At 59.2% G+C, this 13,132-nt stretch carries 8 protein-coding genes and 1 tRNA gene; all 9 read right to left on the bottom strand.

Annotation, left to right across the window (positions count from 1 at the left end; translation table 11 throughout):
- Positions 1–42: 42 nt before the first annotated feature.
- Positions 43–117 (bottom strand): pyrroloquinoline quinone precursor peptide PqqA, encoded by a 75-nt coding sequence (gene pqqA / locus BK670_RS25920; RefSeq protein WP_003422658.1) that lies wholly within the window; start codon positions 115–117, stop codon positions 43–45.
- Between the two features lie 156 nt (positions 118–273).
- On the bottom strand, positions 274–2,688 hold the full coding sequence (gene pqqF, locus BK670_RS25915) for a pyrroloquinoline quinone biosynthesis protein PqqF (RefSeq protein WP_123454056.1): 2,415 nt from the start codon (positions 2,686–2,688) through the stop codon (positions 274–276).
- A 38-nt stretch (positions 2,689–2,726) separates the two neighbouring features.
- A complete protein-coding gene (locus tag BK670_RS25910; protein ID WP_123454054.1) occupies positions 2,727–3,521 on the bottom strand; it encodes a carbon-nitrogen hydrolase family protein in 795 nt (264 codons plus the stop codon).
- A gap of 12 nt (positions 3,522–3,533) precedes the next feature.
- Positions 3,534–5,216, bottom strand: a complete 1,683-nt coding sequence (locus tag BK670_RS25905) for a flavin monoamine oxidase family protein (protein WP_123454052.1) — start codon at positions 5,214–5,216, stop codon at positions 3,534–3,536.
- Positions 5,217–5,439: 223 nt separating this feature from the next.
- Positions 5,440–5,901, bottom strand: a complete 462-nt coding sequence (locus tag BK670_RS25900) for an Lrp/AsnC family transcriptional regulator (protein WP_007910086.1) — start codon at positions 5,899–5,901, stop codon at positions 5,440–5,442.
- Between the two features lie 147 nt (positions 5,902–6,048).
- Positions 6,049–7,143, bottom strand: coding sequence for a pyoverdine biosynthesis transaminase PtaA (gene ptaA / locus BK670_RS25895; RefSeq protein WP_123454050.1), 1,095 nt, complete (start codon positions 7,141–7,143; stop codon positions 6,049–6,051).
- Positions 7,144–7,298: 155 nt separating this feature from the next.
- Positions 7,299–7,375: transfer RNA gene (locus tag BK670_RS25890), tRNA-Ile, on the bottom strand.
- A gap of 15 nt (positions 7,376–7,390) precedes the next feature.
- Positions 7,391–11,137, bottom strand: a complete 3,747-nt coding sequence (locus BK670_RS25885; protein WP_123454048.1) for a bifunctional diguanylate cyclase/phosphodiesterase — start codon at positions 11,135–11,137, stop codon at positions 7,391–7,393.
- Positions 11,138–11,263: 126 nt separating this feature from the next.
- The gene (rpoD, locus tag BK670_RS25880; RefSeq protein WP_123454045.1) at positions 11,264–13,108 is read right to left on the bottom strand and encodes an RNA polymerase sigma factor RpoD; all 1,845 of its coding nucleotides are present in this window, start codon (positions 13,106–13,108) and stop codon (positions 11,264–11,266) included.
- Positions 13,109–13,132: the final 24 nt, after the last annotated feature.

Here is a 13,132-nt window from a genome sequence, read left to right as displayed (position 1 = left end):
GGCGAGCCGAGGCGTTGCACTGCCATTCTACGTAAGCAGAACTCAGCGGCTGGCGAAGTACATGGTGACTTCGAAGCCGATACGCAGGTCGGTGTAAGCCGGTTTAGTCCAGGACATAGTGTGTCTCCTCAGGTTGGGGGGGATAGCGCTGTCCATAGGTATAGTCCACGGCAGCGCGAAGATGTTCCAAGTAGTTAGGCGGCTATGTTACTCAAAATTTCACCGGGTTTGCCTGTGAATATTCGAGAAAGCTCCTTGCAGCCTCGGTAATGATCAATTTGTCGTTTGCCATGGGGTGCCAGGCGCGGGATCGTTGGCGAGGCAAACCCAGCTGCCTTCGGCGTTGATCAAGCGTTGCGCAGCTGCGCCCATTGCCTGGTGATCGAGTTGGCCGATGGCGGCGATCAGTTGCACCAGATAATCCGACGAGTGGCCAGCAAGCCTGGCCTGCCAGAGCAGCTCGGCGGCCTCTTTGCTGGACAGGTTGGCGTCGTCAAATTGATCCGCGAGGTTTTGCCGTTGTTGGCTGAGGCTGAGCTCATCACGCTGTTCGATCAGCGCGGGCATACCGTTGAGGAACTGTTGAATGTGTTCGAGCAACTCCGCAGGTTTGGCACTCGGGGATTGCACGCCGAACAGCAGGGCGGTCTGGCCATTCATCTGGCGAAGCGCACTGAACACCGCGTAGCCCAATTGTAATTCGACGCGCAGGCGCTGGTAGAACGGCGTCTGGCACAACTGCGCCAACAGTCGCCACGCCGCTTCGTCGGCGATGTCGTGACTGGCGGCCGGGCAGAACAGCAGCACGGCGTGTTCACTGGATGCGTTATCGACATGACGCCAGTGTTTATGCGCGGTGATCGCCGTCGGCGCTGCCAGCTCATTGTCCGGGATTCCGGGAACACGGCTCAGGGCCAGGCCCATGGCGGATTGGGTCTGTTGGCTCAGTCCCAGCGCGAGGCCGTCCCAGCGCGAAGTTGTCCACAGGTGTTTGGCGTCGTCGCTGGTTTTGACCGATTCCAGCGTCTGTTCCGGCAGCGCTTTAAGCAACTGGCGAATGGGGATCAGCGGCGTTTCCGGCTCACTACGCGGCGAATCGGCATCAACTTGCGTCAGACATTTCAGCGCATGCTCCAGGACGCCGGGCATTGGTTCCTGCAGGCCGGAGAGCTTGAGCAGCCATTGAGTGTTGACCGTGCTGAACGACAATTCGACCCCGGCCTCCCGAGCATCTTGCTGCGTTTGCCGAAGGCTGCGTTGCAAGCGCGATTGCAGATCAGCACTGGCGGCGGCCTCGACCTGCCAACGCAGATAAATCGCACCTTCCTCGCCGTTGTCCGGCAGTGCCTGGCTGAACTGCATCGGCGAGCGTTCACGCCGGCCGCGCGAGCGATCCTGAGCAAACGTGCGCAGGCCGCGGTGTGCGCTGGTCTGGCCACGGATCAGGCCCGCATTGGCGAGCGGTTCGCTGGCGCGCAGGAATGGATTGGCGGCGGGTAAGCGCCAGTGAGCGCTGAAGTTATCCACAACGCCGATTTCACGGAGTAGATGTTTGAGGGCGCAGACGCCGCTGTCGGATAGACCGCGTTCTCGTTGCTCGGTATCGAGCCGCGCCAGTTGCAGCGCACTGCTGACTTGCTGCTGGCGCTGGACCAGGGCCGCGTACTCCGCACGCAGCGCCGTCCAATCCTGTTGTGCGAAGAAATTCAGCCAATCCGAAACATACTCGCCCATCGCGCTCATCGATTCGGCTGGCGCACTGAACTCCAGATGCAGCAAGGCTTGCCCGGCAAAGCAGTACAGCGGCGCGGCTTTCAGATCATCCGCCAGATTCTGTTCCTGCAGATGCGCCAGCAACCCACCGGGCTTGGCGCTGTTCAGCCAATGGCAGAGGAATGCGATTGCCTCGCCGGAAGACTCCGGCAAATCTTCAAAAGCAAATAACAGATTGCCGTGTCGCTCACCGACCTGTTGATAACTTTTCACCGCTAACGGCGGGGGTGCAGCCTGCGTAATTTTATCCCCAACCGGCAAAGTCGCTGCGAACTGCTCGGCCAGCGCACGCAGCTCTTCGAGGCTTTGCGGCCCAACCAGGCTCAAGTTCATTTGCCCGGTGCGATAGAACTGCTGGTGGAAATCTTTCAAGGCCTGTTGAAACGCTGGCATTTCCACTTTCAGGCTGTCCCGATTCCCCGCATGAAATCCGCGCAACGGATGCTCTGCCGGTAATCCCTCATACAACGCAAACTGCTGCTGAGCTGCAGGATCCTGTGACCAGGCGACATATTCCGCCTGCAGCACTTCCCGTTCCCGCAACTGATCGTCCGGATTCATACGCGGCTTGGCGAGCATGTCTGACAGACGCTGTAGCCCGGCGCTGAACGAACGCGTCGGCAGCTCGAAGAAAAAGTCAGTGGTGCGTTCGCGAGTGCTGGCATTCACTTGGCCACCGTGCCGCTGCACGTAGGCCATCAACCCTTCGTCCGCCGGAAAACGCTCAGTGCCGAGAAACAGCAAATGTTCGAGGAAATGCGCCAGCCCCGGCCACGCCAATGGCACGTCATGGCTACCGGCAGCCACCCGCAGGGCAGCGGCACTGCGCTTGAGGCCTGGCACATGACGCAGGGTCACGCGCAAGCCGTTGGCCAGGGTTTCGGTATAAGGGCGGGGGTGAGTCGGCGCAGGCATGGGCACTTCCAGAACAGTGAAGTGCCCATGCTAGCGGATTAGCGCTTGTTCAGCGCGCCGTAAAGCTCTGGACGGCGGTCGCTGAGGTAGCGATTGGCGGCACGGGAATCGACCATCAACTGCCGATCCAGTTCGCCGACAATCAACGCTTCATCCAGACCGGCCTGAGCAATACGGCTGCCATCCGGTGCGGCGATGCTGCTTTGCCCGCAATAGTGGATCTCGCCTTCATGGCCGCAGTAGTTGGCGTAGGCCACGTAGCATTGGTTTTCGAAGGCGCGGGAACGCACGGTGACGTCAGCGACGAAATCGAACGGAATCATGTTCGCCGTCGGCACCAGAATCAACTCGGCGCCGGCGAGCGCCAGACGACGGGCGTTTTCCGGGAACTCCAGGTCGTAGCAGATCAGGAAGCCGAGTTTCCAGCCGTTCAGTTCAACCACCGGAAAGTCGCCTTCGCCGGGGCTGAACATCGAGCGGTCAAGATCACCGAACAGGTGCGTCTTACGGTAGTTACACAGGCGTTCACCGCTTGCGTCGATCAACTGCACGGCGTTGTAGATCTGCCCGTCTGCGGTACGCTCGGGATAGCCATAGACAATCGCCAGACCGGCAGCCTTGGCGATGCGGCCGATCTGCTGCGCCCATTCCCCGTTGTAGACCTCGGCCAAGGTACTGACCGCTTCGGCGCCAATGTTGTAGCCGGTCATGAACATCTCCGGCAGCACCAGCAGGTCGGCGCCTTTGGCCTCCATCGCCACTTGGTGCAGGCGTTGCAGGTTGGCGGCGGGGTCCAGGGGCAGCGGTGGACATTGGTAAAGGGCTACACGCATCAGGGATTCCTCTTACTCGGGCAGGGCGATAGGGCCGATGTCTTTGAACACGTCACCCGGGCCCGGGTTCTCTTTATGTGTAGAACCGCCGAAATGTTTCATGATCCCCCACACCGCGTTGAGCGACGTCTGCACCGCGCCTTCAACCCACGCCGGCGTCCACGACACGTCGTCACCGGCAATGAAAATTCCGCGTTGCTCAGCTGGCATCTCGTCCTGCATGAAGTGCGCGTACATGCGCTGGTTGTAGCGGTAGTGGCCGGGCAGGGCGCCCTTGAACGCACCGAGGAAGTACGGATCGGCTTCCCACGACACGGTGATCGGATCGCCGATGATGCGCGCGGCAATGTCGACTTTCGGGTAGATCTTTTTCAACGCGTTCAACGCCAGCTCAACGCGCTTTTCCACCGGGTGCGGGAGCATCTTCAGCGCGTCGCTCATCCACGAGTACGACAGGCAGATCACTCCCGGTTTGTCGTCGCCGTTGTCGAACAGATAGGTGCCTCGGGTCAGGCGATCAGTGAGGGTCATGCTCATCAGGTCGCGGCCGGTTTCCGGGTCTTTGTCTTTCCAGAACGGCCGGTCGACCATCACGAAGGTTTTCGAAGACTGCATATAGCGGGTGCGGTCGAGGGCCATCCACATCTTCTGCGAGAACAGGGTTTCGTCACATTCGATCTGGGTGGTCAGCAGCCAGCTCTGGCAGGTGGTCAGTACGGCGGCGTATTCGCGGGTGTCGCCATTATTGTCGGTGACCGCGAAACGGCCGTCCGGCGCGTGAGCGATTTTCTTCACACCGGAACGCGGTGCGCCACGGTGCAGGGATTTCAGGCTGGTGCCTTCGGGCCAGTGCACGCAACGCTCGGGCACATGCCGCCAGATGCCTTGCGGTACCTGCTCGACGCCGCCGACCACCAGGTGTTGGTGATCGTCGCAGTTGGTCATCACCACGCGGAAGATTTCCAGCATCGAGTTGGGGAAGTCCGAATCCCAGCCGCCGGTACCGAAACCGACCTGACCGAAAACTTCGCGGTGATGGAACGACAGTTTGGCGAAGGCCTCGGACGTGGCGACGAAGTCGTAGAACGTGCGGTCGTCCCACAGCGGCACCAAGGTATTCCACAGTTCTTTCAGGCGCGGCACATCGCGGTCGCGGATGGCTTGCTGGATATCGGCGAACTGCGAGCCGGCTTCGAGTGCATCCGCCCAGGCGTCAGCCACTTCCTGAAACAGTGCAGGAAGATCCGCCAGTTTTTGTGCGTAATGGGTTTTGCCTTCCAGGTCGATCACGGTGCTGCCGGAGGCCGGCGTCAGCGGGTTCGGGAAAGGTTTGGTTTCCAGGCCGAGCTTGTCGACGTAGTGATAGAACGCGGTGGAGGACACCGGGAAACGCATGCCACCCAGTTCAGCGACGATGCCGTCGGTGCCGTTGAACGCCTGCGAACGCAGACGTCCGCCGAGCTTCGAAGCCTCGTAGACCACCGGTTTCAGACCAAGCTTCATCAGCTCGTAAGCCGCTACCAGGCCGGCGATGCCAGCGCCGACGATCGCCACTTCGGCGCCGTGATTGTGCTCAGGAATTGTGCCGAGTCCGGCCGGGTGCTCGATCCAGTCGTCGAACCCGAACGGAAAGTCCGGGCCGAAAATGGTGACTGGTTTCTTACCGTCTGCAGGATGGCGATTGTTCTTGTTCATGGCTGACCTTGCTGGCGACCCGATGCAGGATGCGCGTCTGAGTATAGGAAAAGATGCCAGCCATTCTAGGGAGCGTAGAACACGTTAATAAGACGCAAAGTGTCGTCGTTTTGCTAATTAACTGATCAATATGACGATTGGTGGCTACACACCGACCAAAATGTAGGAGCGAGCCTGCTCGCGAAGAGGCCCTGTAATCCACCCGAGAAGTCCGGACACAACCTTAAACCGGCTGCCCCCGATCAATCTTGCTACTCAAAATGATCGACGTCGTCGTCTTCTCCACCCCGTCCACACTGCCAATCTGATCCAGCAACTGATCCAGTTGCTCCGGCGAATCCGTACGCAACCACGCCACATAATCAAACTCGCCACTCACTGCACACAGCTGCTGTACCTGCGCCATCGCACTCAACCGGCGCAACACTTCTTTGCCGGAGCGTGGCTGCACCTTGATCCCGACATACGCCTGCAAGCCACCATCGACCACTCGCTGGCCGAGACGCACGCCATAACCGGTGATCACTTTGGCCTTTTCCAGCCGCGCCAGCCGCGACGTCACGGTAGTGCGCGCAATGCCCAATTGCCGGGCGAGCATGGCCACGCTCTCACGGGCATTGATCTGAAGGGCGGCGATCAGCTGACGGTCGATTTCATCAAGCACGGGCGGGCGGATGTCTGGCAAGGGGGCGGCTCCATTGGCGCGAATCGGTGGCTTGCGCATGTTACAGGCTCAATAGAGGGGACGCTTGCAGGCGATGATTGGGTTTTCACCTGCGTGTCGACGATATTGAGCTGCTGAAACCTGACCGTTACTTCACGCCCGTGTTGCTTAGGCCATAACCTCGGCAAACGCCTCTCGGAACCGGCGCATGTCATCGTCCGTGCCGACACTCACCCGAACCCAGGTCGGCCATTCTTTCCAGACGCGACCGACATACACGCGACGCTCGGCCAGTGCCTTGACCACGTCACTCGCCGGGCGCCTGACGTCGATCATGAAGCAATTGGCCTGGGACGCTGTGCAGCGAAAAACCCGCGCATTCAGCCACGCGACGGTTTCCTCGCGCAGGCGCGTGTTGTTGTGTTTCCTTTGGCTCAACAACGACGCGTCTTCAAGGCTGGCGATTGCTCCCAACAGAGAAGATGCGGCCGGGACGTTGTAGTTACCAAACACTTCCAGTTGTTCCAGCAGCGCCGGATTGCCCACCGCGATACCGAGCCTTGCGCCGGCCATGCCGTAGATTTTCGAAAAGGTACGCAGCACCAGCAGGTCGGGGTGATCTTTGACCAGGGGAATGCACGTCGTGGCCTGCGAAAAATCAATGTAGGCCTCATCGACCAACAGAATCGAGCCTTTGGGTTTGTCCTTCAGGGCACGTTCGATATCGCTGCGGGCCGTGAGAGTGCCGGTCGGATTGTTCGGGTTGCAGACGTAGATCAAACCGGGCTGAGGGTCGGCAGCCAGCATGCGCGGCAGGTCGTGGGCATGCTCGGCGTTCAGCGGCACCTCGTGAACAGTGACTTTCCTGCCACGAGCCGCTTGGGCGGGATCTTCGTAGGACGGTGCGGCGACCACCAGACTGCCCTGCTGCGTGAAGGCATGCACGGCATGCTGCAAGGCCTGTTTGGAGCCGCAATACGTCTGGACGAAATCCTCGGAAATGCCTTGCTGCTGGGCAAATAGTGCATTGAGTCGGTACTGGATCTTGTAGGGATAACGCCCCGAAAGGGCGATGCCTTGCTGCATCGCGTGCCGGGCTGCCGCTGAGGGTCCCCAAGGACTTTCGTTGAAGTTGATCAACACGTCATCGGAAGGCGACGATGCCGGGACAGTTTCGATTTGAGCCTGTGCCCATGGGGTGTGAGCCAGCAGCGGCAGAGTTGCGGCGAATCCAACGAATGAGCGTCGAGTAACATCAACCATGAAAACTCCCTTTTCGGATCATCAGATGCGCCACGGCGGTGTGGCCTGGATACTGAAGTAACGAACTGGTTAATGGTTGATTTACAGGCGGTCGATCTTGTGAACAGAAAGTGGCAGGCACAAAAAAGCCGCGCATTTAGCGCGGCTTTCGAATGTGGTGGGCCCACACGGACTTGAACCGTGGACCAAAGGATTATGAGTCCTCTGCTCTAACCAACTGAGCTATAGGCCCTCAGTAGGTCGCGGATTATAGCGACGGTTTCTCGGCAGTGCTATCCGAAAAATCGGATACGGCAATACGAAGAAACGTTGCAGCAAATTCTTCTGGTGGCAGGGGCAGGCTGACGATGTAGCCCTGGATCTGCTCGCAGCCTTCGGTCGCGAGGAATTGTTGTTGCGCCTGGGTTTCCACGCCTTCGGCGATCACGGTGAATTGCATGCTGCGACCCAAGGCGATGATGGCTCGGACAATCGCCGCATCGTGGGGGTCGTCGGGGAGTCCGCGAACGAAGGACTGGTCGATTTTCAGGATGTCCAGCGGCAGGCGTTTCAGGTAACTGAGTGAGGAGTAACCCGTGCCGAAGTCGTCGATTGCCAGTTGTACGCCCAAGTGTTTGAGTTGATGCAGCACCGCCAGCGCCTCTTCGGCCTGACTCATGATGAAATTTTCGGTAATTTCCAGTTGCAGTAAATCCGGCCTGAGTCGGTTTTCCTTGAGCAGTTGCTCAATGCGCCCGAGCAGGTTGGGCTGGCGCAATTGCGCGCCTGCGAGATTGACCGACAGTGGCCCGAGGCTATCGTAAATCTGGTTCCACTCGAACATCTGCCGGCAGGCGGTCTCCAGGACCCAATCGCCTATTTGCAAAATCATCCCGTTCTCTTCTGCCAACGGAATGAAGTGTTCCGGCGGCACTTCGCCAAAGGTCGGATGACGCCAGCGAATCAGTGCTTCAGCGCCGACCAGGCTGTGATCTTCGAGACTGATTTTCGGTTGGTAGTAGAGGAACAACTCCTCACGCTCGATGGCGCGGCGCAGTTCGTGCTCCAGTGCCACACGTTCGATGGCTTGTGCAGTCAGGTCGCGGGTGTAGCTCTCGACGCGGTTGCGACCTTTGGCTTTGGAGCGGTACATCGCCGCATCCGCGTTCTTTACCAGGGTGGCCACGTCGCAACCATCGCGCGGATAGAGGCTGGTGCCGATGCTGGCGCTGATGAAAAACTCGTGTTCGCCGGCCTGGAACGGTGCGCCGAAGCAGTTGAGCAGCTTCGTGGCGATGTTGTCGGCGTCGCTGGCTTGCTGCAGGCCGGGGAGCAGAATAATGAATTCATCACCGCCCAGACGGGCGACGGTGTCGATGTCGCGCAGCTGTTCCTTTAAACGCACGGCGATGCCCTTGAGCAGCAGATCGCCGACCGGATGGCCAAGACTGTCATTGATGTGTTTGAAGCGATCGAGATCAAGGAACAGCACCGCGCCCTGGCCGCCGTTTTCTTGCTGACTGTTCAGTGCCATCAGCAAGCGGCTTTCGAACAGCGTACGGTTGGGCAGGCCGGTGAGCGGGTCGTGGTGAGCCTGGTAATCGAGTTTGGCCTGCGCATGCTTGAGGCTGGAGATATCGGCAAATACCGCGACAAAGTGGGTGATGAACTTGTCGCGGTTACGTACGGCACTAATGGTCAGCCAGCTCGGGTACAACTCGCCGTTCTTGCGCCGGTTGGAGATCTCGCCTTGCCAGTGACCTTCATCGGTCAACTGGTGCCACATTGCCGCGTAAAACGCGCTGTCGTGCAGGCCTGAGGCGAGCAGGCGCGGTGTATGGCCGAGTGCTTCGCTTTCGCTATAGCCGGTGATCTCGGTGAACGCGCGGTTGACTGCGCTGATGTGTTGTTGGGTATCGGTGATCAATACACCTTCGGCAGTGCTCTCGAATACAGTCGCGGCCTGTTGCAGTTTTTCCTGCATCAGGTGGCGCTCAGTTATGTCCCGGGCGATGGTCAGCATGCAATCTTCGTCACCGATCGGCAGCGGACGGCTGGACACTTCGCAGAGGCGAATCTGCCCGTCACTGCGACGGATATGGCAGGTGAAGTCACGGACGAAGCCGTCGCGATGCAATAGATCGAGCATCTGTTTGCGCTCGTTGAGATTGACCCAGATCCCCAGATCCAGCGCCGAGCGATCCACCGACATAGCGCTATTGAAGCCGGTGATGCGGCTGAAACCTTCGTTGACCTCCAGCAGCAGGCCATCGCTCTGGCGGGACAACAACAAGCCGTCCGGCGAGGCGTGGAAGGCTTTGGCGAACTTCTCTTCGGAGGTTTGCAGTTGCTGTTGGGTTTCCTTGAGCTGGGTAATGTCGCGCACTACGACAACCAGCGCGGGGGTTGTGTCGAGGTCAAACGGCTCGGCGGAAATCAGGCCGGTAAACAGTTGGCCATTGTTGCGGCGAAAAGGCATCTCCAGATTACGAATGCTGCCTGCCTGCAGGCGCTGCAGCAATCCGGGGCCGACGCCGGGAATTCCCCAGATATTCAGCTCGGTCGCTGTTTGCCCGAGGACTTCTTCGGCTTTCAGCCCGATCTGCTCTTCAAACGCTTCATTGACCTCCAGCAGGCAGCCATCGGACAGCCGTGCAATCACCAGAATATCCGGGCATTGCTGGAAGACCGAGGCGAACTTTTGCTCCGAGAGCCGCAGTGCTTCTTCAGTGCGCTTGATTTCGCTGATGTCGATCATCAAACCGCGCATCACCGGCTCATGGCCGTGCTCGATCAGGCTGACGATGTCGCGCACCCACAGGCAGCGACCATCTGCGGTGATCACGCGATAGTCGACGATGTGATCGCGACCCTCACTGAGGGCTTCTTTGCAGTAACTCTGGGTGCGGGTCAGATCGGCGGGATGAATGATGTTGTGCCAGAAACCGGGGATCAGCCAGTGGGATTGTGGATAACCGAGCAAATCTTCGGCGTGTGGCGAGACATAGCTGTAGGTGAAGTCGCTCATCCGCGCTTCCCAGGCGATGGCCGACAGGCTCTCGACCAGGCCGCGATAGTGGTATTCGCTGCTGCGCAGTTCCTGTTCGAGGTCGATGCGGCGGGCGATTTCCGAGCTTAGACGACGGTTGATGCGGATCACCACGGCGAGAATCGTCACCAACAGCAACAGACCCGGCAAACCGTAGATCAGTAGATCCGACCAGAATGTCCGATGATCAAGGACGTTGCCGACCCAATGCTCCTGGATGCTGCTGATTTCATCAGGGCTCATGTCCGCGAGGACTTTGTCGAGGATCCCCACCAGCACCTTGTTGTCGCGGGGTACGGCCATCGCCAGTTGGTAGCGATACGGGGTTTCGCCGCTGACGTACAGACCGTCGAGCTTGAGCTGGCGCAGGCTCCAGACGCTGGACGCGAGGTCGCCGACGACGGCGTCCACTTCGTCGGTCGCCAGTGCCTGCAACGCCGAGCTGACATTGGGCATGGCCACCAGATTCAGATCGGGGTGGTGAGTGCGCAGCAGTTCGTGGGGGGCGTAGTTTTCCACCACGGCGATCTTCAAACCGTACAGGTCGTCGAGTTTGCGCGGTTGCGCGCCGCCGATGTGGGCGAGGATGACGATAGGGAAGTCGAGATAAGGGCGGGTAAACGACAGGTAAGTCTGGCGCTCCGGTGTGGACATGATGCCGGGCAGGAGGTCGATCTTGCCCGATTTGACCTGTTCGAGTACCACCGTCCAGCTCACCGGTTCGATGGGCGTCAATTTGATTGCCAGGCGTTGGCGAATCACGTCGATATAGTCGGCAGCCAGGCCCTGATAGCGGCTCTGATCGTCGCGAAACTCAAAGGGCGGCCACGACGCATCGACACCCAGGCGCAAGTCCGGGTGAGCCGCCAGCCAGCTACGTTCTTCATCGGTCAGAGTCAGCGCGTCAGCCGTTGCGGTCCAGATCATCAGTGACAGCAAAAAAAGCACGGACGCCAATCTGGGCATAACGCTCTCGTTATGGCTCGGGGATGATTGTTTCGAGTGTAGACGGGGTATGCGGGGGAGGGGCGTTGCGAAGAATTTAATCTGCCATATAAACAAAACCCCCGGCCTGGGCCGGGGGTTCTGGTATCACTCGTCGAGGAAGGAGCGCAGATGCTCGCTTCGCGTCGGGTGGCGCAGCTTGCGCAGCGCCTTGGCTTCGATCTGACGGATCCGCTCACGCGTTACGTCAAACTGTTTGCCCACTTCTTCGAGCGTATGGTCGGTGTTCATGTCGATACCGAAACGCATGCGCAGTACTTTGGCTTCACGGGCAGTAAGGCCGGACAGTACTTCGCGAGTCGCTTCTTTCAGGCTCTCAACAGTGGCGACATCGATTGGCGACTGCATGGTCGAGTCTTCGATGAAGTCACCCAGATGGGAGTCTTCGTCATCACCGATCGGGGTTTCCATGGAGATCGGCTCTTTAGCGATCTTCAATACCTTGCGGATCTTGTCCTCAGGCATTTCCATGCGTTCGCCCAGCTCTTCCGGGGTCGGTTCGCGACCCATTTCCTGCAACATCTGCCGGGAAATACGGTTGAGCTTGTTGATCGTCTCGATCATGTGCACCGGAATACGGATGGTGCGGGCCTGGTCGGCGATCGAGCGAGTGATCGCCTGACGGATCCACCAGGTGGCATAAGTCGAGAACTTGTAACCACGACGGTATTCGAACTTGTCCACCGCTTTCATCAGACCGATGTTGCCTTCCTGGATCAGATCGAGGAATTGCAGGCCGCGGTTGGTGTACTTTTTGGCGATCGAGATCACCAGACGCAGGTTGGCTTCAACCATCTCTTTCTTCGCGCGGCGGGCCTTGGCCTCACCGATCGACATGCGACGGTTGATGTCCTTGATTTCTGCGATGGTCAGACCGGTTTCGGTTTCCAGCGCGATCAGTTTCTGCTGGCAACGAATGATGTCCGGCTGTACGCGACCGATGGCCTCGGCGTATTTGCTCTTGCCTTTGGCCAGGGCGTCGGACCAGCTTTCGTCGACTTCGTTGCTCGGGAACTGACGCAGGAAATCGGCGCGTGGCATACGTGCATCACGTACACACAGTTGCATGATCGCACGCTCTTGCTGACGCAGGCGATCCAGGGCACTGCGAACACGCTCGACCAGGCCTTCGAATTGCTTCGGCACCAGTTTGATCGGCATGAACAGCTCGGCCAGTGCGAGCAACTCGGCAATCGCTGCCTTGTTGTTGCGACCGTGCTTTTTCAGGGCCTTGCGGGTGATTTCCATCTGGTCAGCCACGGCGCCGAAACGCTGGGCGGCAATGACCGGATCCGGACCGCTTTCAGCTTCTTCTTCGTCATCGGAAGATTCGGCTTCATCGTCGTCGGTGTCGTCGTCGGCCTTCGCTGCTTTCGCTTCGATCGGCGGCGGCACTTCGGCAGGCGGCGCGATGCCGTCGTCCGGGTCGATATAACCGCTCAGAACGTCGGACAGGCGACCACCTTCGGTGGTGACGCGGGTGTACTCGGAGAGAATGTGGTCAACCGTGCCAGGGAAGTGCGCGATTGCGCTCATCACTTCACGGATGCCCTCTTCGATACGCTTGGCGATTTCGATTTCGCCTTCACGAGTCAGAAGCTCGACCGTACCCATTTCACGCATATACATGCGCACAGGGTCAGTGGTGCGACCGATATCGGTCTCCACCGCTGCCAACGCAGCGGCTGCTTCTTCCGCAGCGGCCTCGTCGGTATCGGCGTCGGCCAACATAAGGGCGTCCGCATCCGGAGCACTCTCGTGTACGGGGATCCCCATGTCGTTAATCATGCGGATGATGTCTTCCACCTGCTCAGGATCTGAAATATCCTCGGGCAGGTGGTCGTTGACCTCGGCGTAAGTCAGATACTTCTGCTCACGACCCAGTTTGATCAACTCAATAATACGAGACTGCTGTTGCGCTTTTCCGGACATAACACCCTATCCACTGAAGGTCTT

The organism is Pseudomonas fluorescens, from assembly GCF_003732425.1.
Lineage (GTDB): Bacteria > Pseudomonadota > Gammaproteobacteria > Pseudomonadales > Pseudomonadaceae > Aquipseudomonas > Aquipseudomonas fluorescens_BE.
The sequence above is the reverse complement of the archived record's forward strand: the minus strand, read 5'-3'. Positions and strand labels throughout refer to the sequence as shown.

Excerpts from the sequence above, each read along its gene's own strand:
- BK670_RS25905 (WP_123454052.1), bottom strand. The coding sequence starts at position 5,216 with ATGAACAAGAACAATCGCCATCCTGCAGACGGTAAGAAACCAGTCACC.
- ptaA (WP_123454050.1), bottom strand. The coding sequence starts at position 7,143 with ATGGTTGATGTTACTCGACGCTCATTCGTTGGATTCGCCGCAACTCTG.
- BK670_RS25885 (WP_123454048.1), bottom strand. The coding sequence starts at position 11,137 with ATGCCCAGATTGGCGTCCGTGCTTTTTTTGCTGTCACTGATGATCTGG.
- BK670_RS25910 (WP_123454054.1), bottom strand. The coding sequence starts at position 3,521 with ATGCGTGTAGCCCTTTACCAATGTCCACCGCTGCCCCTGGACCCCGCC.
- rpoD (WP_123454045.1), bottom strand. The coding sequence starts at position 13,108 with ATGTCCGGAAAAGCGCAACAGCAGTCTCGTATTATTGAGTTGATCAAA.
- pqqF (WP_123454056.1), bottom strand. The coding sequence starts at position 2,688 with ATGCCTGCGCCGACTCACCCCCGCCCTTATACCGAAACCCTGGCCAAC.